Raw genomic sequence first — 21,723 nt, forward strand, 5'->3', positions numbered from 1 at the left:
GCCGGCAGTTTCCGAAGCCCGCCGCAAGGCGGGCTTCGCGTTTGCGCAATGCGATTCTGCGACCATGACGCCATGAGCGATCCCGACCGCGACACCATCGCCGCCATCGCGACCGCGCCCGGTGCGGGCGGCGTCGGCATCGTGCGCCTGTCGGGCCCGCGCGCCCGCGCGATCGGCGAAACGCTGGGCGGTCGCACGCTGTCGCCGAGGCAGGCGCATTACCTGCGCTTCACCGATGCGGCGGGCGAAACCATCGACGACGGCATCGCGCTGTTCTTCGCCGCGCCGGCCAGCTACACCGGCGAGGACGTAGTCGAACTGCAGGCGCACGGCAGTCCGGCCGTGTTGCACGAACTGGTCGCGCGTTGCGTCGCGCTCGGTGCGCGTCGCGCGCGGCCGGGCGAGTTCAGCGAACGCGCTTTCCTCGAAGGCCGCCTCGACCTCGCCCAGGCCGAAGCCGTCGCCGACCTCATCGCCGCCGCCGACGTGCGCGCCGCGCGCGCGGCACGACGCGCGCTCGACGGCGAATTCTCACGCCGCGTCGATGCGCTCGGCGACGAGTTGCTCGCGATCCGCGTGCACGTGGAAGCGGCGATCGATTTCGCCGATGAGCCGATCGACACGCTCGGCGGCGCGCAGTTGCGCGCGCGGCTGGGCGCCGCCGTGCAGGCGCTCGATGAACTGCTGCGTGCGGCCGAACGCGGCCGCCGCCTGCGCGATGGCCTGCATGCGGTGATCGTCGGCCCGCCCAACGCCGGCAAGAGCTCGCTGCTCAACGTGCTCGCCGGCAGCGACCGCGCCATCGTCACCGACATCGCCGGCACCACGCGCGACCTGCTGCACGAGACCATCCGCATCGATGGCGTCGAACTGACCCTCGTCGACACCGCCGGCCTGCGTGAGGGCGGCGATGCGATCGAACGCGAAGGCATGCGTCGCGCGCGCGGCGAACTCGGTCGCGCCGACCTCGCCATCGTCGTGCTCGACGCGCGCGATCCCGCAGGGGGGCGCGTCGCCGTCGCGGACGCCATCGCCGAGGTGCCGACGCGGCTGTGGCTGCACAACAAGTCGGACCTGCTCGACAAGGCGTCGCCACTCGGCGACGACGCGCTGCGGGTTTCCGCGCGCACGGGCGAGGGCATCGACGCCCTGCACGCCCGCCTGCGCGGCCTCGCGCAGGGCAATGCCGATGCGGCAGGCGAGGGCGCGTTCACCGCGCGAGCACGCCACGTCGATGCCCTGGTCGAGGCCAGCGAACACCTTGCCCTCGCCCGGCAGGAACTCGACCGCGAATCGCTCGACCTCGCCGCCGAATCCCTGCGCCTGGCCCATGACGCGCTCGGCGAAATCACCGGGCGCATCCACGCCGACGACCTGCTCGGCCACATCTTCTCGAGCTTCTGCATCGGCAAGTAGCCGGTCCTACACGCCCGGCGCGTGCTTGATCCGGATCAAGGCCCGACCCGTGGCCGCGGGGGCACAGTGACGTCCCGCACCGCGCAGGAACGCAGCATGGATCCGATCCACTCCGACGTGACCATCATCGGCGCCGGCCCCGCGGGCCTGTGCCTGGCCCGGGCGCTGTCCGGCGCAGGCCTGCGCATCGTGCTGGTGGAACGCCTGCCGGAAGACGCGCTGCGCGCGCCTGCCTTCGACGGCCGCGAGATCGCCCTGACGCATCGTTCGCGCACGCTGATGCAGCGCCTCGACCTGTGGCGGCGCCTGCCGGTGGACGAGATCCATCCGCTGCGACATGCCCACGTCTTCAATGGCGATTCTCCGCACGCGATGCGCATCGCCGCCGACAGCACTGGCCGGGATTCGCTGGGCTTCCTGGTCCCCAACCATGAAATCCGCCGCGTCGCCTTCGAGGCGGCGCTGGACTCCAACGACGTCACCCTGCTCGCGTCCGCCAAGGTCGTCCGGATCGAGCGCCACGCGGACCGCGCCGAAGTCCACCTCGACGACGGCCGCCGCATCGTGTCGCGCCTGCTGGTCGCGGCCGACAGCCGCTTCTCCGAAACGCGCCGCGCGGCCGGCATCTCCACGCGCATGTTCGACTTCGGCCGTTCCATGCTGGTGTGCCGCGTGACCCAGCAGGAACCGCACCACGACACCGCGTGGGAATGGTTCGACCACGCGCAGACGCTCGCGCTCCTCCCGCTCGGACGCGCGACCCCGCACGGCCATCGCGCCTCCGTCGTGCTGACCCTGCCCGCGCCGCGGATGCGCGAGGTGCAGGCGCTCGACGACGAAGGCTTCGCGCGCGACATCGCACAGCGCTTCCACGGACGCCTGGGACGCATCGAGAGTGTCGGCGAGCGCCACGTCTATCCGCTGGTCGGGACCTACGCCGACCGTTTCGTCGCCGAACGCCTGGCCCTGATCGGCGACGCCGCGGTCGGCATGCATCCGGTGACGGCACACGGCTTCAACCTCGGCCTGCTCGGCGTGGAACGCCTCGCCGATGAAGTCCTGGCGGCGGCCGCCAGCGGTGCCGACATCGGCGCCGGCGCACTGCTGGCCCGCTTCGATCGCGGCCACCGTCGCGCGACGCTCCCGCTCTACCTAGCCACGCGCGGCATCGTTGGCTTGTTCACCGACGACCGCTGGCCGGCGCGGCGTCTGCGCGCGGGATTGCTGCGGGCCAGCGAGGCCCTGACGCCGTTCAAGCGCCTGTTGGCGGCGACCCTGGCCGACGAAGGACGCCCCGGTCGGAGGCGCGGTCGGGTTGCGCAGGCGGGCGACTGAACAGGGCACGGACCGACCGGAACCCGGTCGATGTTACGCTGCGACCGTCGTTCGCTTGACAAACACAGGCCGGTCACGCGATTTAAGTGCCTGTGTGCTCGTGACGGCGCACTTCAGGGGAGCTTTGCCAATGACCGTCGTAAATCCACAAGCCCGGCGCTCGCGTCGGCTTTCTGTCGTATCGCAGTTGACCATCGCGCTCGCCATCGGCGTCGTGCTGGCCGCTTGCCAGAAAGACCAGCCCGCGCAGGACAGCGCGGCTGCCCCGGCCGCGACTGCGGCCGCTCCCGCGGTGACGGCGGAAACCGCCGTATCGGCCAAGGTGTCGGCCCTGACCGCGGACCAGCTGCGTGAGGCCGCCCGCAAGGCCTACGCGGAGAACCGCCTGTACGCACCGGCCGAAGACAACGCGGTCGAGTACTACCTCGCACTGCGCGACAAGGCGCCGGGCGATGCGGCGGTGTCCAGCGCGCTGACCGACCTGCTGCCGATGACGGTGATCGCCACCGAGCAGAGCGTGAACCGCGAGGACTTCACCGAAGCGCAGCGACTGGCCGCGTTGCTGGAGAAGGCCGATGCGCAGCATCCGGCGCTCGCGCGCCTGAAGGCGAGCATCGCCCAGGCCCAGGACTCCGCCGGCAAGCGCGCGGCGCAGCAGCAGCTGACCGCCGAGGAAGAGGCCAAGAAGAAGGTCGACCTCGAGAAGAAGCGCCTGGAAGACCAGAAGAAGCAGCAGGAAGACGCCGCACGGCAGCTCGCCGCGCAGCAGAGCCGCCAGGCCGAGGACAAGGCTGCCGCCGACAAGGCCGCCGCCGACCGCGCCGCCGCGGAACAGCGCGCTGCCGACCAGCGTGCGGCCGAGGCCCGTGCCGCTGCCGCCCGCCAGGCGGCCGCGACGCCGGCCACCGCCGACGCCAGCGACCTGCGTCCGCTCTCGATGCCGCCGCCGCGCTATCCACCGGAAGCGCTGCGTGCCGGTACCTCGGGCGAAGTGCAGGTCGAGTTCACCGTCGGCACCGACGGTTCGGTGACCGCGGCCCGCGTGGTGCGCTCCAACCCGGCGCGCATCTTCGACCGCGAAGCGGTGAACGCCGTGCGCAAGTGGCGCTTCCAGCCGGTGGATTCACCGGTGACGACGCGCCGCACGATCGGCTTCAACCCGCAGAGCTGACGCAACACGCGCGGCGACGCAGGTTGGGGAACCGGCGTCGCCGTGTCGGCGACAGAACGAAGAAAGCCCGGCTTTGGCCGGGCTTTTTTTTGGGTTCCTGAGCCCCTCTCCCCGTTCGAGAGGGGTTGGGGTGAGGGCACGGGACGTGCGATGCGTTGGCGATCGCGGTGTGGACTCGCTTTGAAGCTGGAAAGTCCCGGGGCCCGGTCCTCGGGGACGACAAACTAAAGTCCAACGGTTCTTTAGGACGCAGCTCGGATGACGTGGTCGCTGCCGTCCGTGGCGGTGCGCGACCGGCTTCGGGTCGCCCGGCCCGGCCATCCTTGGCCGGGCGTTCGCATGGCCACGCGGCATGCCGCGTAAGCGGCCATGCTCACCCCGAAATCGCCAGTCGTTCCTGGTGGTAGCGGCGCACCGCGGCGAACCACAGCAAGGCGACGAGGCCGAAGCCGGCGCCGAGGTAGATGCCCCACACCTGCATCGTGATCGCCTCGCCGCGGATCACCTTCAGCAGCATCTGGTTCTGCGCGAGGAACGGCACCATGAACTGCCACGACTGCGTCTTGATCGGGTTCACCATCAGCGCGATGGTCGGGATCATCGGCAGCAGCATCAGCCAGGTCATGTGGCTCTGCGCTTCCTTCATGCTCTTGGCCGCCGCCGACAGGTAGGTCAGCAGCGTGGTGCCGATGAACAGCATCGGCAACAGGATCAGCAGCATCCGGCCCATCGCGACGAAACGCACGTCCAGCATCTTCGCCGTGCCGCTGCTGAACTGCGCGCTGATCTTGAACGCCATCAGCGTCAACAGCAGCGACAGCAGGCCGAGCGCGCACGCAGCGGCGATCTTGCCGCTGACGATCGCGCCGCGTCGCGCCGGCGTTGCGAGCAGCGGTTCCAGCGACTGGCGTTCGCGCTCGCCTGCGGTCGCGTCCATGATCAGGTACGCGCCACCGAGGAACGACATCAGGATCAGCAGGTACGGCATGATCGCCGACAGCACCAGGCCGCGCTTGGCGTCCTCGGTGGCGAGGTCGCGACTGCCGACGTTGATCGCGCGCGTCACCGACGGTGCGATGCCTCGCGCAAGCAGGCGCAGCGCGCTGACCTGGTCGCCGTAACCGGCGAGCGCCGCACGCACGCGTGCCGCGGGGATCTCGCTGTCGCGTCGCGTCGTGTCCTGCACGACTTCCACCAGCGCCGGACGACCCGCGCGCCAGTCGCGCGCGAACGACTCGTCGATGCGCAGTGCGACGTCGACGTCCTGGTTGCGGATCGCCGCATCCAGATCCTTCGGCGCCGCGACCGCGCGAATGCCCTGCGTGCCGAGGAATGCCACCAGATTCGGCGCGCGTTCCATGCCCACCGTCGGCACGTCCAACACCTTGTCCAGCTGCGTGCGTGCGCGGTTCTCCGCGAGCGAACCGATGCCGATCATCAACACCGGATACAGCAGCGGCCCCAGCAGCAACGCCAGCGCAAGCGTGCGTCGATCGCGCGAGATGTCGCGCAGCTCCTTGCGCATCACCGCCCACACGGTCGCGAGCACGCCGAGTCCCGAATTCGATGCGCTCATGTGTGCAGGCCCTCCTCGGAGCCGATCGCCTTGACGAAGGCGTCTTCCAGGTTGGCTTCACCGGTCTGCGCGCGCAGTTCGTCGGCGGTGCCGGACGCGACCACGCGACCGTGCGCGATGATCACGATGCGATCGCACAGCGCGGCGACCTCCTGCATGATGTGGCTGGAGAAGATCACGCAGCGCCCTTCCGCGCGCAGCTGCTGCAGGAAGCCACGCATCGCGCGCGTGGTCATGACGTCGAGCCCGTTGGTCGGCTCGTCGAGGATCACGTTCTTCGGATCGTGGACCAGCGCCCGCGCGATGGCGGTCTTGGTGCGCTGGCCCTGCGAGAAGCCTTCGGTCTGGCGGTCGAGGATGTCGTGCATCTGCAGCGCATCGGCGAGCACCTGCGTGCGCTGCGCAATCTGCTGCGGCGTCATGCCGTGCAGCTCGCCGAAATAGGCGATGTTCTCGCGCGCGGTCAGGCGCTTGTACACGCCGCGCGCGTCGGGCAGAACGCCCAGTGCGCGACGCACCGAGGCCGGATCACGCGCCGCGTCGATGCCGTCCACTTCGATCCGGCCCGCGTCGGGCTTCATCAGCGTGTACAGCATGCGCAGCGTGGTGGTCTTGCCCGCGCCGTTGGGGCCGAGCAGGCCGGTGATCTGGTCGTCGTCGGCGCGAAATTCCACGCCGTCGACTGCGCGCACCACGCCGGTCTTGGTCTTGAAGCTCTTGTGCAGATCGTTCGCGATGATCATCGGTTCGATTCCTGGCGGAGCGCGCGGCTCACGGTTCCCATCCGTTGAAGCCGGTGAACGGCGGCACGTAGCCGATCGCGTCCAGGCACGTGGCATCGAGCTGCTTGGCATCGCGCGACTCGATGAACTGTCCGACCAGCTTGGGCAGGCAGCCCACGCCGCCGACGTTGTGGCCCTGTCCGCGCAGCACCAGGTGGCGGCCGTTGGGCAGGCCCTTGAGCACGCGTTCGGCGTACTCCGGCGGCGTCACCGGATCGATCTCGCCCGACAACAGCAGCGCCGGCACGTTCGAGCGCAGCGGCTGCGTGAAATCCGCCGGACGCTCGCCTTTCGGCCACGCCTGGCATGCGGCGAAGAACGCCTTGGCCATCTCCGGCCCGAGCACGGTGTTGGCGTCGGACGCTTCCGGGCGATAGCGGTCCGCGTCCTCGGCGCAGATGACCGACCACTGCATGCCGCGCGACATCTGGTCACCGACCGAACGCGTCATCAGGTCGGCCAGCGCCATCAGCGGTTCGTAGTGGCCGCGATCGGCCTCGTCGATCACCACCGGCAGCAGCGACGCCATCTGCGGCATGTACGAGAACAAGTGCGTGAGCCCGACCACCGTGTCGGCGGTGAGCGTGTCGCGCTTGCGCTGCGCGGTGGACGGATCGCGGTACTCGACCTCGACCGGCGCCGTTTCCAGTCGCGTTTTCAGCTCGATCAGCTGGGTGCGCAGGTCCTTGGCGAAACGTTCGCGGCAGCTCGGATGGCTGCTGCACTGCGCGACCTGCAAGCCAAGCGCGCGCTCGAAGGTACGCGCGAACTCGCCGCCGACGACAAGATCGTCCGGCGCTACGCCATCGAGCACGATCGAACGCGTATGTTGCGGATACCGCCGCGCGTACTGCTGCGCGACGCGCGTGCCGTACGACACGCCGACGAGGTTGATCTGCGACACGCCCAGCGCCTTGCGCACGGTATCGAGGTCGGCGATCGTGCGCGTAGTCGTGTACTGGCGTGGATCGGCCTTGCCTTCCAGCGCCTGCGCACACTTCGTCGCGTAACCGACGATCGCGTTGGCGTCGGCCTCGTCGTCGGTCGGCAGCTCCAGCGGACGGCCGTTCGCGTCGCGACATGCAAGCGGACTGAGCTTGCCGGTGCCACGCTGGTCGATCAGCACGATGTCGCGCTGCTTGCGCACATCGCGCAGCGCCATGTCGATCTGAGCCGCGTACTCCGTGGCCGCCTGGCCCGGGCCGCCGGCGAGGAAGAACACCGGATCCGGCGTGCCGCCGGCCTGGTCCTTCGCGGGCAGCCACGCGATGTTCAGCGCGACCTGCCGGCCCTTCGGCTGCGCGGGATCCTCTGGCACTTCGAACCGCGCGCATTGCGCGTCGGTGCTGGCCTGCGCCATGTCGCTCGACAGCGTGCACGGCTCGAATGCGATCGAACCGAATTTCCTCTGCGCGGCATCGCCGTCCGCGCCTGCATCGTCCAGTCCCGGCCCACTGCAGCCGGCCAACCACCAGACCGCCGCCAGTGCGACGATCCATCCTTGGGTGTTGCGCATGATCCCCTCAGCTCCGAAGGCACATCGCCTTCAGCATGACACAGACACCGCTGCGCGAAGCGTGCGGGTCGGCAGGGGAACGCGGGGGACTTACTTGCTGCTGACGTACTTCTCGCGACGGATCTGCGGCACCGGCAGGCCGTACGCCTTGAGCGCGTCGAAGCACGCATCGACCATGTTCGGATTGCCGCACAGGTAGGCGATGTCGCCGTCGGCGCTGGGGCCGAACTCGTCGAGGAACTGCTGCACGTAACCGTGGCGCACATCGGCATGCGCCTGCGCGGAACCCGGTGCGGGCAGTTCGCGCGAGAAGCACGGGACGAAGCGGAAATGCTCCGGATGCTTGGCGGCGAAAGCGCGGAACTCATCGCCGTAGAGCAGCTCCTCCGGCGTGCGAGCGCCGAACAGCAGCACGGCGCGGATACCGCGTTCGCGGATCAGTGCGTCGAGTTGCGGCAGCATTGCGCGGTACGGCGTGACGCCGGTGCCGGTGCCGATCAACAGGTAACGCGCGTTGGCATCGCCCGGCATCAGGCAGAAGCGGCCGAACGGGCCACTCGCATCGACCTGCCCGCCTGCATCCAGACCTTCGAACAGCGCCGTCGCCGCGCCGCCCTTCACGTAACTCACCGCGATCTCCACCGCCTCGCCCGGACCCAGCGCGTGGTCGTGGATCGTCGCCAGCGAATAGCTGCGCTTGGTGGCGGTGCCGTCGGCGTACTGGAAATGCACCTGGATGAACTGTCCCGGGATGAAATCCAGCGGCTGGCCATCGTCGCGCACGAAGGTGTAATGGCCCACGGTCGGGGCCAGCATGCGGCGGGAGACGAGCTTCAGAGGGAAATGCTGGATGGCCACGAGACACCGACGGTGATGCAACAGACTGTGGCCGGGGTGCCGCCACGGGGCCGCCTATACTACCGTCTATCGCCGCGCGGCTCGCGGCGCAGGCCTTGACGATGACCCCGGATTCACGCTCTTCCCCCGCGGCTGCGGCCGTTCCCGCCCTTTCCGTGCGCGACCTGCGCAAGACCTACGAGGGCGGCTCCGGCAAGGCGGGGGTGCAGGCGCTCAAGGGCGTTTCGCTCGACGTGGCGCCCGGCGATTTCTTCGCGCTGCTCGGCCCCAACGGCGCCGGAAAGAGCACGCTGATCGGCATCGCCAGCTCGCTGGTGAACCTGAGCGCAGGATCGGTGTCGATCTTCGGCGTGGACATCACGCGCGACCGCAGCGCCGCAATGCGCCTGATGGGCCTGGTGCCGCAGGAACTGAACTTCAACATGTTCGAGAAGCCGCTCGACATCCTGGTGAACTACGCCGGTTTCTACGGCGTGCCGCGCGAGGAGGCGATGCGCCGCGCCGAGGTCGAACTCAAGCGCGCGCATCTGTGGGAAAAGGCCACGATGATGAGCCGCACGCTCTCCGGCGGCATGAAGCGCCGCCTGATGATCGCGCGAGCGATGATGACGCAGCCCAAGCTGCTGATCCTCGACGAGCCCACCGCGGGCGTGGACATCGAGATCCGCCGCGGCATGTGGAAGACGCTGAAGGAGATCAACGCCGCCGGCACCACGATCATCCTCACCACGCATTACCTGGAGGAAGCGGAGAGCCTGTGCCGCAACCTCGCCATCATCGACCGCGGCCGCATCGTCGAGCAGGGCCCGATGAAGGCACTGCTGGCCAAGCTCGACGTCGAAGGCTTCCTGCTCGACATCGACGGCAGCCTGCCGGACACGCTGCCGCTGATCGAAGGCACCACGCTGGTGGCGACCGACGACCACACGCTCGACATCGAGATGCCGCGCGCGATGGACCTCAACCGCGTGTTCGCCGCGCTCGGCGACGCGGGCATCCGCGTGCGCTCGATGCGTACCAAGTCCAACCGCCTCGAAGAACTGTTCGTGCGCCTGACCGGCGAGAACGCGCAGGACAGCACCGCCCAGACGCCGCCGGAGCAGGTGGCGTGAGTACCGGAATGAACACCACGATCGCGACCACCGAACCCACCACGATGCAGCGCAACCTCGTCGCGCTGGGCACCATCGTCCGCCGCGAAGTCACGCGCATCCTGCGCATCTGGGGCCAGACGCTGGTGCCACCGGCGATCACGATGACCCTGTACTTCCTGATCTTCGGCGGCCTGATCGGCTCGCGCGTGGGCTCGATGGACGGGATCAAGTACATGGACTTCATCGTCCCCGGCCTGGTGATGATGAGCGTGATCCAGAACAGCTACGGCAACATCTCCTCGTCGTTCTTCGGCGCGAAGTTCGGCCGCCACGTCGAAGAACTGCTGGTCAGCCCGATGCCGCACTGGGTGATCCTCACCGGTTACGTCGCCGGCGCGGTCCTGCGCGGACTGATGGTCGGCGCGATCGTGCTGGTCATCGCGATGTTCTTCACCAAGGTGCGCATCCCGCATCCGCTGGTCACGCTGACCACGGTGCTGCTCGGCGCGACGATCTTCTCGCTGGCCGGCTTCGTCAACGCGGTGTACGCGCGCAAGTTCGACGACATCGCCATCGTGCCGACCTTCATCCTCACTCCGCTGACCTACCTCGGCGGCGTGTTCTATTCGGTGAAGCTGCTGCCGCCGTGGGCCGAGGCGATGACCCACGCGAACCCGATCTTCTACATGGTCAACGCGTTCCGCTACGGCCTGCTCGGCGTGTCCGACGTGCCGGTGTGGGTGGCATATGCACTGATGCTGGCCTTCGTCGCCGCACTCGCCACGCTCGGCCTGTGGCTGCTCAAGCGCGGCGTGGGCCTGCGCAGCTGATGCGCATCCTCGTGCTCGGCGCCGGCGGCACCGGCGGTTACTTCGGTGGCCGGCTGGCGCAAGCGGGCGTCGACGTCACCTTCCTCGTGCGTCCCGCGCGCGCGGCGCAACTGGACGAACACGGCCTGGCGATCCGCAGTCCGCTCGGCGATGCAGACGTGCGCGTGGCCCACGTCACGGCCGATGCGTTACCGGAGCTCGTCGCGCAGCGTCCGTTCGACATGGTGCTGCTGAGCTGCAAGGCCTACGACCTCGACAGTGCGATGGACGCGATCGCGCCCGCGATGGGCGAGGGCACGTGGCTGCTGCCGATCCTCAACGGCCTGCGCCATTACGCGCCGCTGGACGAGCGCTTCGGCGCGGACGCGGTGGTCGCCGGGTTGTGCTTCATCAGCGCGATGAAAGGTCCGGGTGGCGAGATCCTGCACCTGGGCAAGCCCGCTTCGATCACGTTCGGTGAAAGACGCGGAGATGGCGACGGCACGCGCACCGAAGCCTTCGCGCAGGCATGCGCGAAGGCCGGGATCGACCATGTGCGGTCGCCGCGCATCGCGCAGGAACAGTGGGCGAAGTTCACCTTTCTCGCCACGCTCGCCGCGGGCACCTGCCTGATGCGCACCAGCGTGGGCGGCATCGTCGCCACCGAAGGCGGCGAGGCGTTCATGCAGTCGCTGTATCGCGAGTGCCTCTCCGTCGCCGAAGCCGAAGGCCAGCCCGTCGCCGACACGGCACGGCAGGCCGCGCTGACCACGCTCACCCAGTCGGGTTCGGCGCTGAAGGCCTCGATGCTGCGCGACCTCGAAGCCGGACAGGCGGTGGAGGCGATGCAGATCGTCGGCGACATGCTGCATCGCGCGCACGCCGCCGGACAGCACGCGCCGCTGCTCGCGGCGGCATGGTGCCATCTGCAGGCCTACGAAGACGCGCGCTGAGCCAAGTCGCCAGTAACCGCCACTGCGCTCAGTGGCTGAAATCGCGAGCCATCAGCACGACCCGCGGGGTCCACGGCCGGGACGACGAGACATCGCCGCGATCGCCGGTCCGCTGCAGTGGGCGATCCGGTCCGGTCTCGTCATCCCTGGGCGAGTCGGCCGACGCGGGCGTGTCCGTCGCGAGCGGCGGGCGATCGAAGCGGTAGCCGTAGCCGTGCACCGTGTGCAGGTAGCGCGGATGTTCCGCGTCGTCGCCGAGCGCGTGACGGAGCAGGGCGATGGTCCGGATCAGCGCACCCGCCGGGACCAGTCGTTGACCCCAGGCCTCCTCGGCGATCTCGTCGGGCGAGAACACCTGGCCCGGTGAGCGCGCCAGCAGGCACAGCACGGCGAAGGCGGCGGGATCGAGCCGTTGCAGGATTCCGCCGCGCAGCAGGCGTCGGCCGGCGAGGTCGAGCCGGATGTCGTCGAATTCGAGGACGGGCGGGTCGGGTCGGTTCATGCGGAAGGTCGGGATCACCCATCCAGGAATACGCGGACCGCGTCGTGGCGCGGCCCCTGTTTTCCCAATCCCGGGATGAACGCGGCGTCATGGCCGCGGACCCACCCCTCCGGTCAGCGCGGCGGCAGGCGGAAGAATGCGCGCGCGGTGTCCGTGGTCCGCTGGGCCGTGGTCGCGACGTCCTCGCCGCGGTCGCGGGCCAGTTCCTCGACGATGTGCGCCAGGAACATCGGCTCGTTGCGCCGGTGCGGCGGCGCCGGCTTGATCGTGCGCGGCAGCAGGTAGGGCGCGTCGGTCTCGATCATCAGCCGGTCGGCCGGGATGTGCCGGACCAGCTCGCGCAGGTGCTGGCCGCGGCGCTCGTCGCACAGCCAGCCGGTGATGCCGATGTGCCAGTCGCGGTCGAGGTAGTCGAACATCTCCTCGCGCGTGCCGGTGAAGCAGTGCACCACCGCCGGGCCGAGACGGCCGTCGAAGTTGTGCATCATCGCCATGAAATCCGCATGCGCATCGCGCTGATGCAGGAACAACGGCTTCTTCGTATCCACCGCGATCTGCAGCTGCAGTTCGAACGCGCGCCGCTGCGCCGGCCGCGGCGAGAAGTCGCGGAAGTAGTCCAGCCCGCATTCGCCGACCGCGACGACTTCGGAATGCGCGTGCAGCTCGCGTATTTCCGCGTCGCATTCGGCCGTGTACTCGGTGGCGTGGTGCGGATGCACGCCGGCGGTCGCGAACAGCTCGCCCGGATGTCGCCTGGCCAGCTTCAGCGCCAGCGGCGAATGCTCGCGGCTGGCCCCGGTGATCACCATCTGCGCGACACCGGCCTCGCGCGCGCGCGCCAGCACCGCGTCGCGGTCGTGGTCGAAGGAGTCGTGGGTGAGGTTGGCGCCGATGTCGATCAATTCCATGTGCGAAGTCTAGCCGAGCGCAGCCAGTAGACTGTCGCGCGTGAATCGCCCCGCCTTCCCCATCGACGAGCTGCTCCCGCGCATCCGCGAGAGCCTGGCCGCCCATCCGCGCCTGGTGCTGGAAGCGCCGCCCGGCGCCGGCAAGACCACGCAGGTGCCGCCGGCGCTGCTCGACGAGCCGTGGCTGCAGGGGCGCAGGATCGTCATGCTCGAACCGCGCCGCGTCGCCGCGCGCGCCGCCGCGAACTTCATGGCACGCCAGCGCGGCGAGGACGTGGGCGAGACCGTCGGCTACCGGATCCGCTTCGAGAACCGCGTCTCGGCGCGCACCCGGATCGAAGTCGTCACCGAGGGCATCCTCACCCGCATGCTGCAGGACGATCCGATGCTGGAAGGCGTCGGCGCGCTGCTGTTCGACGAATTCCACGAGCGCCATCTCGCCGCCGACCTCGGACTTGCGCTCGCGCTCGACGTGCAGTCCGGGCTGCGCGAAGACCTGCGCATCGTGGTGATGTCGGCCACGCTCGACGGCGAACGGCTGGCGACGTTCCTCGACGCGCCGCGCCTGAGCAGCGCAGGACGCAGCTTTCCGGTCTCGATCGCGCATTTCCCGGCGCGTCGCGAAGAAGCGCTCGAACACCAGACGCGTCGCGCGGTCGAACATGCGCTGACGCACCATCCGGGCGACGTGCTGGTGTTCCTGCCCGGCCAGCGCGAGATCGCACGCACGCACTCGGTACTGGAAAACAGCGACGCGACGCGTGGCATCGACGTGCTGGCGCTGCACGGCGAACTGCCGGTGGAACAGCAGTCGCGCGTGCTGCAACCCGATCCCGACGGCCGTCGCCGCGTGGTGCTGGCGACCAACGTCGCCGAATCCAGCGTGACGCTGCCCGGCGTGCGCGTGGTGGTCGATTCCGGCCTCGCACGCGAACCGCGCTACGACCCCAACAGCGGCTTCGCGCGGCTGGACGTGGCCAACATCGCGCAGGCCTCCGCCGACCAGCGCGCCGGCCGTGCCGGCCGCGTCGCCGAGGGCTGGGCGTGTCGGCTGTGGCCGGAATCGCAACGGCTGGAACCGCAGCGCCGTCCCGAGATGGCGCAGGTGGAACTGGCAGGACTCGCGCTCGAACTCGCCGCATGGGGCGACGCCAACCTGCGCTTCGTCGATGCGCCGCCGCCCGGTGCGCTCGCCGCCGCGCGCGAACTGTTGCAACGACTCGGTGCGCTCGACGGTGGCACGATCACACCGCTGGGACGACGAATGCTTGGCCTCGGCACGCATCCGCGTCTGGCTGCGATGCTGCTCGCGCCATCGAATCGCGACGAACAGGCGCTTGCCTGCGACCTCGCTGCGTTGCTCGAAGCGCGCGACCCGCTGCGTTCGCGCAGCGATGCCGTCGCCGAACGCTGGCAGGCGCTGGCGGCGTTCCGCGCGGGACGCGTCGCCGCGGACGCCTCGCGTTCGGCGCTCGCCGCGCTCGACCAGCAGGCACGGCAGTGGCGACGTCGCCTGCGGCTGGAGCATGCGCCGCCTTCGAATGCACCCGCGCACCTGCTCGGCGACGTGTTGCTGCATGCATTCCCGGATCGCATCGCGCGCCAGCATCCGTCCGATCCCTACCGCTACCAGCTCGCCAACGGGCGCAGCGCGAAACTGTTCGACGACAGTGCGCTGTACGGCGAACCGTGGATCGCGATCAGCGAACTGCGCGACGATCCGCGCGATGCGCGCGTGCTGCGCGCCGCGCCACTCGACGAACAACGCCTGCGCGAGGACTTCCAGCGACGTTTCGTCACCGAGGACCGCGTCGTGTGGGACGCGAACGCGCGTGGCATCGCCGCGGTGCGCGAAACGCGTTTCGACCGCATCGTGATCGAGAGCAAGCCGCTGGCGAAGCCGGATCCATCGCGCTATGCCGATGCGCTGGTGGACGCCGTGCGCCAGCTTGGCCTGCGCGCGCTGCCGTGGACGCCATCGCTCGCGCAATGGCGGGCGCGCGTGCGTTGCCTTCGTGCATGGCTGCCCGAACTCGCGCAGGGACCAGCGGCGCTGCCCGACCTGTCCGACGCGGCGTTGCTGGACACGCTCGACGCGTGGCTGAAGCCCGCGCTGACCGGCAAGACGCGACTGGACGCACTTGGCGAGCAGGAACTCGGCGAGGCGCTGCGCTCCACGCTCGAGTGGTCGCAGCGCCAGCGCATCGACGCGCTCGCGCCAGTGCGCATCGCGGTGCCCTCCGGGATGGAACGCGCGATCGAGTACGACTACGACGACGAGACTGACGCGCCTGTTGCGCCCGTGCTCGCCGTGAAGCTGCAGGAACTGTTCGGCCTCGCCGATACGCCGCGCATCGCCGACGGTCGAGTGCCGCTCACGCTGCACCTGCTTTCGCCCGGCGGCAAGCCGCTGCAGATCACCCAGGACCTGCGCGGCTTCTGGGATCGAACGTACCCGGAAGTGAAGAAGGAAATGAAGGGTCGTTACCCCAAGCACCCGTGGCCCGACGATCCGTGGACGGCGGCCGCGACCCACCGCGCCAAGCCGCGCGGAACCTGACCGGCGCAGTCGCTACACTGCGCCCATGCCGCCTCTCGACGCCGAGTACCTGCCCTTCAAGCTGGACCCGATCGCGCGCCGCGTGCTGTGGCTGCGGTTGAATGCGCAGCAGCGTCGCGAGGCCGCGTTCCTCGACGATCGTGCGATCCCGCCGCGCGCCGATGGTGCGTGGCGGCCGCTTGAATCGCTGATCGAACACAACGACGGTGACGACGCGCCGCCCGCGCATGCGATCTTCCACATCGGACATTGCGGCTCGACGCTGCTGAGCCGGTTGCTCGACAGCTGGCCCGACGTGCAAGGCCTGCGCGAGCCGCTGCCGCTGCGCACCCTGGCCGAGGCATGGCCGCTGCTCGACTCGCCGCAGTCGCGACTGTCGCCACGACAGGCCGACGACCTTCTGCGCGCGCTGTGGCGAACGTGGTCGCGCGCGCTGTCGCCACAGCGACGCAGCATCGTCAAGGCCACCAGCGGTTGCAACGGACTGGTCGCCGCTTTACTCGCACAACAGCCGGCGATGCGCGTGGTCCTGCTCGACATGCCGCTACGCCCGTACCTGGCGACGCTGCTGAAGGCGCCGGCCTCGATGCATGACGCCGCCGCTGCCGCCGGCGAACGCCTGCGCGACCTGCACGCGCGCGGCATCGCGCGCGACGTCGCGCTGCATGCACTGTCGCTGCCGCAGCAGTGCGCGATGGGATGGCTGGCCGAGCGCCTGCGCTTCTGTGCACTCGCGCAGGGCGAACATGCCGGACGTGTGCTGCGCGTCGATTTCGAGACGCTGCTCGCGCAGCCGGAGCGGGAACTCCGTCGTGTCGCCGCGCACTTCGACCTCGATGTCGCGCGTGTGGAAGACGCGCTCGCGTCGGACGAATGGAATCGCTATTCCAAGGCGACCGCACACGGCTACGGCCGCGACGATCGCGCGCACGACCTCGCATTGTCGATGCAGCAGAATGCCGCTGCGATTGCCGATGGTGAGGACTGGGTCGCGCGCTGGTCGCCGACTCCACATCGCGCGACCGTCTGATCGAACGGCCGCGCGTACGTATTGAGTCAGTGCTTGCGCATCCGGTCGCGCGACTGCTCCGCACGTGCCGCACCGATCGCGGTCTCGACCTGCTTGACCTCTTCCGGTGGCGGCAGCACCGCGGGGATGCCCAGCGACTGCAGCCACAGTTCGCGACTCCAGCCGCGCGTATGGTAGAGGTGGTGGTCCTCGTCCTTCTCGACCGCTTCGTGCGCCTGCTTGAGCACGCGCGACACATCACCGGTGGTGTTCTCGGCGACCTTCCCGATCAGCTCCCAGTTCGCATGGTCCTTGGTCTCGGCCAGGACCACGCACTCGGTCGCGACGAGTTCTGCTGCGATAGCGTCGCCGCTGGCCTTGGCGATCTCCATCGCCTTCACCAGCGACTTGCCGATGTGTCCGACGACCTCGCGGCCGGGCGTCTTCTGCTCCGGGTCCAGTCCCAGGGACTGGAACACGTTGAGCAGCACCTTGCGGTGAGTGCGCGTCTCCTCCAGGTATTCGCCCCATTCCTTGCGCAGGTCGTCGTTGACCGCGCAGCTCACCGCCGTTTCGTACACCTGGATGCCACCGAGTTCGGTTTCCAGGGCCTGGTAGAGCAGCTCGTGGACCTGCTCCTGTTCGATGGAAGCCTTCTTCGCCATCGTCCGTCTCCGTCGCTTTGCTTGGGCGCACACGATTACCGGCACGACGTTAACCGTCTGTCACGCGATCCTTGAATGCGCGTGACGAGCGTCGCGCGGGCGTCACATGAACGCGCTGGTCACACCGAATCGAAGCTCGGCCTGTCGTGAGCCCTATGTGTCGGCCCACATCCGGAAAAGGTTGGTGCGCAGCGATTCGAGCAACACCTGCAGGCGTTGCCGATCGCCACCGCTCGCGGCGAGTGCGCGCGCTTCTTCCAGCTGTATCAGCAGTTCGCGGCGGTTGCTGTCGGCCACCCAGCTCTGCAGCCAGGTGATCGCCGCGATGCGCACGCCGCGCGTCACCGGCGTGACGCGATGGATCGTGGTGGAGGGATACAGGATCGCGCTGCCGGGTTCGAGCTTGTACGACAGCTCCTGCGCGCCGAGCTGGATGGTGAGTTCGCCGCCGTCGTAGTCGGCGGGATCGTTGAGGAACACCGTGCACGACAGATCGCTGCGGATCGGCGGCTGCGACGGGAACAGCGCCTCGTCGACGTGCCAGCCGTAGTTCATCCCGGGCTCGTAGCGCACGACGGTGGTGCGCGCCATCGTGCGCGGATGCGCGAACACGCGCAGGTCCGGATAGCGCATCAGCGCGTCGCGCGCGATCAGCGCGATGCGCTGGTTGGCCGGGTCGTCCTGTGGCGCTTGCAGGTTCTGCTTGATCGTCGATTCGGGATTGGTGATGCGCCCGTCGGCGAAGCGCACCTGCGGAAGCAGCTCGCGCACGGCGTTGAGCTCGGCGGCGGAGAGCACATTGGGCAGGACTCGGATCATGTCGGCTCGCGCGAGGCTCGGCTGGCGCCATCATCGGCATTCAGTTACGGGCCGGCAACCGCGCCCTCCGCTCACGCCGCTTCAACGATGCGCCGGGGACACTGGATGCCCTCCGCAGCCGCCGGAACGCCATGATGACCAAGCTGACTTCGCTCCCCGAACGCGCCCTGGAACTGGCTTCCGCGGTCGGCGACAACCTGCGACACGCCGTGCCCGCGGTGAGCCAGCACGCCGGCAAGTGGCTGGAGACCGGAGCCAAGCTCGGCGCGCTCAAGGGCGGCGCTCGCATCGCGGGCGGTTTCGTGCGCCGGAATCCGGTGTTGATCGCGGCGGCGGTCGCCGGTGCGGGCCTGCTCTGGTACGCGGCCAAGCGTCGTGCGCGCCAGGCCGAGAACGGTGAAGGCGAGGCGATCGAAGGTCAGTCGCGCCGGATCGAAGCCCGCCGCGCCGCGCGCGCATCGACCCCGCGCCGGACGACCCGGCACACCCCGCCGTCGTAACTCAGGCGAACGCGGGCGACGGCGCTTCGGGCAGTTCGATGATGAACCGGGCGCCGCCACGGCGTCGCGGTTCGTACCACAGCTGCCCACCCGCGCCGGCAATGATGCGCTTGGCCAGCGACAGGCCCAGTCCGCTCGACAGGCCGTTGTCCTCGGCGTCGTCGTGCAGGCGCACGAACGGCTTGAACAGTTCGCGCTGGCGTTCGGGCGGAATGCCCGGCCCACGGTCGGCGACGATCAGCTGCCAGTAGCCCGGTGCGCCGACGCGTGCACTCAGCAGCAGCTCCGTACCCGGCGCGTACTTCATTGCGTTGGTGACGAGGTTCTCGGCGACCTGGCGCAGCACGCGCGGGTGGATGCACACCTGCGCCGGCACCGGCGGCGGATGCAGTTCGACGCGGATGCCGCGCGCTTCCAGCTGCATCTCGTAGCGCTGCAGCAGCCAGTCCAGCGTCTCGCCGAGATCGGCGCGCTCGAGCAGGATGTCTTCCTCGCGCGGCTCGGCCTCGGCCTGACTTTCCAGGTAATGGCGGATGTAACCGAGCGCGTCGTCGGCGCTCTCGTGGATCATCTGAAGGTAGCGCGGGATGCGCTCGGACTTGCACAGCCCGCTGCGCAGCAGTTCGGCGGCGAACACCACGCTGCTGAGCGGATTCTTCAGATCGTGCGCGACCAGGTTGACCAGTTCCTCGCGCTCACGCGCCACGCGTTCGAGTCGGTCGCGCGTGAGCTTGAGGCCGACGTGCGCGTTGACGCGCGCCAGCAGTTCCTCGGGCAGGAAGGGCTTGGTGACGTAATCGACGACGCCGGCGTCGAAGGCGCGCAGCAGCAGGTCGCGGTCGTGCGCGGCGGTGACGAACACCACCGGCACCTGCAGCGGACCCAGTTCATGCAGCGCGGCCAGCACGTCGAAGCCGTCCATGCCGGGCATCATCATGTCCAGCAGGATCAGGTCGGGCGGGGTTTCCACGTAGCGCTGCAGCGCTTCCTCGCCGCTGCCGGCGGAGATCACTTCGTAACCCTGCCGGGCCAGCAGCGTGCCGACGACGCGCAGGTTCACGCTCTGGTCGTCGACGACCAGGATCCGGCCCGAATTGCCTGCGGCTATGGCCATGCGTCCCTGTCCCCGGGGCAGCGTCGACCCCCTTCGCGCCGCGGTTTCATCGTGGCCAAAGTTAGCAGAAAGGAATCGGATTGCGAGCATGGCCCCTCCCTGGATCCCCGATCGGCGCGCTTCCGGTCCGTCATGGACCTCTCCCGCAACACGCTGTCGCGATCGCACGCCTGTGCACCGCCTGTAACGCATCGCATCATGTGTCCCCCTACTCGTCCCGGAGCCGCCGATGCGTCCGACCCTTCGCCCCATCGGTCGATCCGCCCTGCGGGTGGCGCCTTTCGCGTTCGGCGGCAACGTGCTGGGCTGGAGCGTGGATGAGGCGGAGGCCTTCGCCCTGCTCGATGCCTTCGTCGACACCGGTTTCGACCTGGTCGACACCGCCGATTCCTACTCGTACTGGGTGCCCGGCAACGAGGGCGGCGAATCGGAGACGATCCTCGGCCGCTGGTTCCGCCGCAGCGGCAAGCGCGACCGGGTCACGCTTGCGACCAAGGTCGGTAAGTGGGAACGCCACCGCGGCCTCGCCCCGGCCACGGTGCAGGCGGCGGTCGAGGGTTCGCTGCGTCGCCTGCAGACCGACGTCATCGATCTCTATCAGGCCCACCAGGACGATCCCGACACGCCGCTCGCCGACACCCTGGGTGCATTCGCGCGGCTGATCGAACAGGGCAAGGTGCGCGCGATCGGCGCGTCCAACTACGAAGCCGCCCGCCTGGCCGAAGCGCTGGACACCTCCGAACGCCTCGGCCTGCCGCGCTACGAATGCCTGCAACCGCACTACAACCTGTACGACCGCGCCGGCTTCGAGGCGGAGCTGGAACCGCTGGCGCGCGAACGTGGCATCGCGGTGATCCCGTACTACGCTTTGGCCAGCGGTTTCCTCAGCGGCAAGTACCGCAGCGCGGACGACCTGGGCAAGAGCGCCGCGCGCGCCGGCGCCGTGAGTCGCTACCTCGAACCGCGCGGCCTGCGCATTCTGCAGGCGCTGGACGACGTCGCCGCCGATCATCGCGCCACTCCGGCGCAGGTCGCGCTGGCCTGGCTGATGGCGCAGCCGGCCGTCACCGCGCCCATCGCCAGCGCCACCAGCGTCGTGCAGCTGCACGAACTGCTCGCCGCCGCGCGCCTGTCGCTCACGCAGGAGAACCTCGCCCAGCTCGATGGAGCGAGCGCGCCATGACATCGTCCGTACCCGCTACCGATGCGCACGCCGCGAACACGCGTCGCGTCGGCCTCGCGCTCGCCGCAACCGGCGCGGTGCTCTTTTCGGCCAAGGCGATCCTGGCGAAGTTCCAGTACCGCCACGGCATCGATGCACTCGACGTGCTGGCGCTGCGCATGCTGCTGTCGTTGCCGCTGTTCGTCGCGCTCGGCGTGCGCGAATCGCTGCGCCCGGGCCATGCACGCATCACGCGCCGCGACTTCGGCCGGATCCTGGTGCTGGGCGTGCTCGGCTACTACCTCTCCAGCCTGTTCGATTTCTGGGGACTGGAATACGTCCCGGTGTCGCTGGAGCGGCTGATCCTGTTCCTCAATCCGACCTTCGTGCTGCTGATCGGCGTGTTCGCGTTCAAGCGCAAGGTCGCGCGGCGCGAGTGGGTCGCGCTGGCGGTGAGCTACGCAGGCGTGGCCTTCGTGTTCGTCGAAAACCTGCGCGTGCAGGGCGACCATGTGCTGTTCGGCAGCGCGCTGGTGCTGTTGGCGGCGCTGAGCTACGCGCTGTACCTGTCGATGTCGGGACAGCTGATCTCGCGCATCGGATCGCTGCGGCTGGTCGCGCTGGCGATGTGCGTATCCACGGCAGCGACGCTGCTGCATTACGTCATCGCGCGCGATCCGACGCGACTTCTGCACCTCTCGCCGGAGGTGTACGGCCTGGCCGCGATCAACGCGGTGTTCTGCACGTTCCTGCCGGTGACGTTCACGATGGGTGCCGTCGCGCGGCTGGGCGCGGGAACGGCAGCGCAGCTCTCCGTGCTGGGGCCGGTATCGCTGGTGTTTCTCGGCGCATGGCTGCTGGGCGAGGCGATCACGCCGATCCAGCTGATCGGTACGGCCGTGGTGCTCGGCGGCGTTCTCCTGCTGACGCGACCGGGCGCGAACTCGGTGCCGGTGGCGCCGCCGCGCTGATCG

The 21,723-nt window shown here is 69.2% G+C and carries 20 protein-coding genes; 11 read left to right on the top strand and 9 right to left on the bottom strand.

The genetic code is table 11. From position 1 onward, the window contains the following. Positions 1-72: 72 nt before the first annotated feature. From mnmE to FOF45_RS07080, 3 genes are all read left to right on the top strand, one after another. Positions 73-1,416, top strand: a complete 1,344-nt coding sequence (mnmE, locus tag FOF45_RS07070; protein WP_158983373.1) for a tRNA uridine-5-carboxymethylaminomethyl(34) synthesis GTPase MnmE — start codon at positions 73-75, stop codon at positions 1,414-1,416. 96 nt (positions 1,417-1,512) lie between these two features. After that, positions 1,513-2,751 carry a 5-demethoxyubiquinol-8 5-hydroxylase UbiM gene (ubiM, locus tag FOF45_RS07075; RefSeq protein WP_199244450.1) on the top strand — a complete coding sequence of 413 codons (1,239 nt, stop codon included), beginning with the start codon at positions 1,513-1,515 and terminating at the stop codon, positions 2,749-2,751. A gap of 130 nt (positions 2,752-2,881) precedes the next feature. Continuing rightward, the gene (locus tag FOF45_RS07080) at positions 2,882-3,922 is read left to right on the top strand and encodes a TonB family protein (RefSeq protein ID WP_158983375.1); all 1,041 of its coding nucleotides are present in this window, start codon (positions 2,882-2,884) and stop codon (positions 3,920-3,922) included. A gap of 373 nt (positions 3,923-4,295) precedes the next feature. Here the strand turns inward: FOF45_RS07080 and FOF45_RS07085 are convergent, their stop codons facing one another. From FOF45_RS07085 to FOF45_RS07100, 4 genes are all read right to left on the bottom strand, one after another. Further along, a complete protein-coding gene (locus FOF45_RS07085) occupies positions 4,296-5,498 on the bottom strand; it encodes an ABC transporter permease (RefSeq protein ID WP_158983376.1) in 1,203 nt (400 codons plus the stop codon). Further along, positions 5,495-6,241, bottom strand: coding sequence for an ABC transporter ATP-binding protein (locus FOF45_RS07090; protein ID WP_158983378.1), 747 nt, complete (start codon positions 6,239-6,241; stop codon positions 5,495-5,497). The genes FOF45_RS07085 and FOF45_RS07090 overlap by 4 nt, the downstream gene beginning before the upstream one ends. 28 nt (positions 6,242-6,269) lie before the next feature. Beyond that, positions 6,270-7,796, bottom strand: a complete 1,527-nt coding sequence (locus FOF45_RS07095) for an alpha/beta fold hydrolase (protein WP_158983380.1) — start codon at positions 7,794-7,796, stop codon at positions 6,270-6,272. A gap of 90 nt (positions 7,797-7,886) precedes the next feature. After that, positions 7,887-8,612: an FAD-binding oxidoreductase gene (locus tag FOF45_RS07100; RefSeq protein WP_233264077.1), complete on the bottom strand. Its 726-nt coding sequence runs from the start codon at positions 8,610-8,612 to the stop codon at positions 7,887-7,889. 143 nt (positions 8,613-8,755) lie between these two features. Between FOF45_RS07100 and FOF45_RS07105 the strand changes: the two genes are divergently transcribed. From FOF45_RS07105 to panE, 3 genes are read left to right on the top strand one after another with little or no spacing between them, the layout of a single operon-like run. After that, positions 8,756-9,766, top strand: coding sequence for an ABC transporter ATP-binding protein (locus tag FOF45_RS07105; RefSeq protein ID WP_158983383.1), 1,011 nt, complete (start codon positions 8,756-8,758; stop codon positions 9,764-9,766). A gap of 8 nt (positions 9,767-9,774) precedes the next feature. Beyond that, positions 9,775-10,578, top strand: coding sequence for an ABC transporter permease (locus tag FOF45_RS07110; protein ID WP_158983385.1), 804 nt, complete (start codon positions 9,775-9,777; stop codon positions 10,576-10,578). Further along, positions 10,578-11,510: a 2-dehydropantoate 2-reductase gene (gene panE, locus FOF45_RS07115; RefSeq protein WP_158983387.1), complete on the top strand. Its 933-nt coding sequence runs from the start codon at positions 10,578-10,580 to the stop codon at positions 11,508-11,510. The genes FOF45_RS07110 and panE overlap by 1 nt, the downstream gene beginning before the upstream one ends. A 28-nt stretch (positions 11,511-11,538) precedes the next feature. Here panE and FOF45_RS07120 read toward each other — a convergent pair whose 3' ends face one another. Next, positions 11,539-12,030 (bottom strand): winged helix-turn-helix domain-containing protein, encoded by a 492-nt coding sequence (locus tag FOF45_RS07120; RefSeq protein ID WP_233264078.1) that lies wholly within the window; start codon positions 12,028-12,030, stop codon positions 11,539-11,541. A 95-nt stretch (positions 12,031-12,125) separates the two neighbouring features. Continuing rightward, positions 12,126-12,920: a TatD family hydrolase gene (locus tag FOF45_RS07125; protein ID WP_158983389.1), complete on the bottom strand. Its 795-nt coding sequence runs from the start codon at positions 12,918-12,920 to the stop codon at positions 12,126-12,128. A 40-nt stretch (positions 12,921-12,960) separates the two neighbouring features. Here FOF45_RS07125 and hrpB point away from each other — a divergent pair, with 40 nt between their 5' ends. Beyond that, positions 12,961-15,480, top strand: coding sequence for an ATP-dependent helicase HrpB (gene hrpB, locus FOF45_RS07130; RefSeq protein WP_158983391.1), 2,520 nt, complete (start codon positions 12,961-12,963; stop codon positions 15,478-15,480). A 25-nt stretch (positions 15,481-15,505) separates the two neighbouring features. Next, entirely contained in the window at positions 15,506-16,510 is a 1,005-nt protein-coding gene (locus FOF45_RS07135; protein ID WP_158983392.1) for a sulfotransferase, read from the top strand. A 26-nt stretch (positions 16,511-16,536) separates the two neighbouring features. Here FOF45_RS07135 and FOF45_RS07140 read toward each other — a convergent pair whose 3' ends face one another. After that, positions 16,537-17,154, bottom strand: a complete 618-nt coding sequence (locus FOF45_RS07140; RefSeq protein WP_158983394.1) for a hypothetical protein — start codon at positions 17,152-17,154, stop codon at positions 16,537-16,539. Between the two features lie 153 nt (positions 17,155-17,307). Continuing rightward, positions 17,308-17,973: a Fe2+-dependent dioxygenase gene (locus FOF45_RS07145; RefSeq protein ID WP_158983396.1), complete on the bottom strand. Its 666-nt coding sequence runs from the start codon at positions 17,971-17,973 to the stop codon at positions 17,308-17,310. A gap of 134 nt (positions 17,974-18,107) precedes the next feature. Between FOF45_RS07145 and FOF45_RS07150 the strand changes: the two genes are divergently transcribed. Beyond that, a complete protein-coding gene (locus FOF45_RS07150) occupies positions 18,108-18,473 on the top strand; it encodes a hypothetical protein (protein WP_158983397.1) in 366 nt (121 codons plus the stop codon). Between the two features lies 1 nt (position 18,474). Here the strand turns inward: FOF45_RS07150 and FOF45_RS07155 are convergent, their stop codons facing one another. Further along, on the bottom strand, positions 18,475-19,587 hold the full coding sequence (locus tag FOF45_RS07155) for a hybrid sensor histidine kinase/response regulator (protein WP_158983398.1): 1,113 nt from the start codon (positions 19,585-19,587) through the stop codon (positions 18,475-18,477). 229 nt (positions 19,588-19,816) lie between these two features. Between FOF45_RS07155 and FOF45_RS07160 the strand changes: the two genes are divergently transcribed. Next, positions 19,817-20,770, top strand: coding sequence for an aldo/keto reductase (locus FOF45_RS07160; RefSeq protein ID WP_158983400.1), 954 nt, complete (start codon positions 19,817-19,819; stop codon positions 20,768-20,770). Beyond that, a complete protein-coding gene (locus FOF45_RS07165; protein ID WP_158983401.1) occupies positions 20,767-21,720 on the top strand; it encodes a DMT family transporter in 954 nt (317 codons plus the stop codon). Before FOF45_RS07160 ends, FOF45_RS07165 begins: the two co-directional genes overlap by 4 nt. Positions 21,721-21,723 lie beyond the last annotated feature (3 nt).

Origin of the sequence: Lysobacter panacisoli, assembly GCF_009765165.1 — a bacterium.
Lineage (GTDB): Bacteria > Pseudomonadota > Gammaproteobacteria > Xanthomonadales > Xanthomonadaceae > Lysobacter_J > Lysobacter_J panacisoli.

What these genes read in the sequence shown, in the direction of transcription:
- panE (WP_158983387.1), top strand. Translation starts at nt 10,578, where the DNA reads ATGCGCATCCTCGTGCTCGGCGCCGGCGGCACCGGCGGTTACTTCGGT.
- FOF45_RS07095 (WP_158983380.1), bottom strand. Translation starts at nt 7,796, where the DNA reads ATGCGCAACACCCAAGGATGGATCGTCGCACTGGCGGCGGTCTGGTGG.
- FOF45_RS07105 (WP_158983383.1), top strand. Translation starts at nt 8,756, where the DNA reads ATGACCCCGGATTCACGCTCTTCCCCCGCGGCTGCGGCCGTTCCCGCC.
- FOF45_RS07090 (WP_158983378.1), bottom strand. Translation starts at nt 6,241, where the DNA reads ATGATCATCGCGAACGATCTGCACAAGAGCTTCAAGACCAAGACCGGC.
- FOF45_RS07110 (WP_158983385.1), top strand. Translation starts at nt 9,775, where the DNA reads ATGAACACCACGATCGCGACCACCGAACCCACCACGATGCAGCGCAAC.
- ubiM (WP_199244450.1), top strand. Translation starts at nt 1,513, where the DNA reads ATGGATCCGATCCACTCCGACGTGACCATCATCGGCGCCGGCCCCGCG.
- FOF45_RS07165 (WP_158983401.1), top strand. Translation starts at nt 20,767, where the DNA reads ATGACATCGTCCGTACCCGCTACCGATGCGCACGCCGCGAACACGCGT.
- FOF45_RS07080 (WP_158983375.1), top strand. Translation starts at nt 2,882, where the DNA reads ATGACCGTCGTAAATCCACAAGCCCGGCGCTCGCGTCGGCTTTCTGTC.
- FOF45_RS07150 (WP_158983397.1), top strand. Translation starts at nt 18,108, where the DNA reads ATGACCAAGCTGACTTCGCTCCCCGAACGCGCCCTGGAACTGGCTTCC.
- FOF45_RS07140 (WP_158983394.1), bottom strand. Translation starts at nt 17,154, where the DNA reads ATGGCGAAGAAGGCTTCCATCGAACAGGAGCAGGTCCACGAGCTGCTC.
- FOF45_RS07135 (WP_158983392.1), top strand. Translation starts at nt 15,506, where the DNA reads ATGCCGCCTCTCGACGCCGAGTACCTGCCCTTCAAGCTGGACCCGATC.
- FOF45_RS07160 (WP_158983400.1), top strand. Translation starts at nt 19,817, where the DNA reads ATGCGTCCGACCCTTCGCCCCATCGGTCGATCCGCCCTGCGGGTGGCG.
- FOF45_RS07100 (WP_233264077.1), bottom strand. Translation starts at nt 8,612, where the DNA reads ATGCTGGCCCCGACCGTGGGCCATTACACCTTCGTGCGCGACGATGGC.
- FOF45_RS07085 (WP_158983376.1), bottom strand. Translation starts at nt 5,498, where the DNA reads ATGAGCGCATCGAATTCGGGACTCGGCGTGCTCGCGACCGTGTGGGCG.
- mnmE (WP_158983373.1), top strand. Translation starts at nt 73, where the DNA reads ATGAGCGATCCCGACCGCGACACCATCGCCGCCATCGCGACCGCGCCC.
- FOF45_RS07155 (WP_158983398.1), bottom strand. Translation starts at nt 19,587, where the DNA reads ATGGCCATAGCCGCAGGCAATTCGGGCCGGATCCTGGTCGTCGACGAC.
- FOF45_RS07145 (WP_158983396.1), bottom strand. Translation starts at nt 17,973, where the DNA reads ATGATCCGAGTCCTGCCCAATGTGCTCTCCGCCGCCGAGCTCAACGCC.
- FOF45_RS07125 (WP_158983389.1), bottom strand. Translation starts at nt 12,920, where the DNA reads ATGGAATTGATCGACATCGGCGCCAACCTCACCCACGACTCCTTCGAC.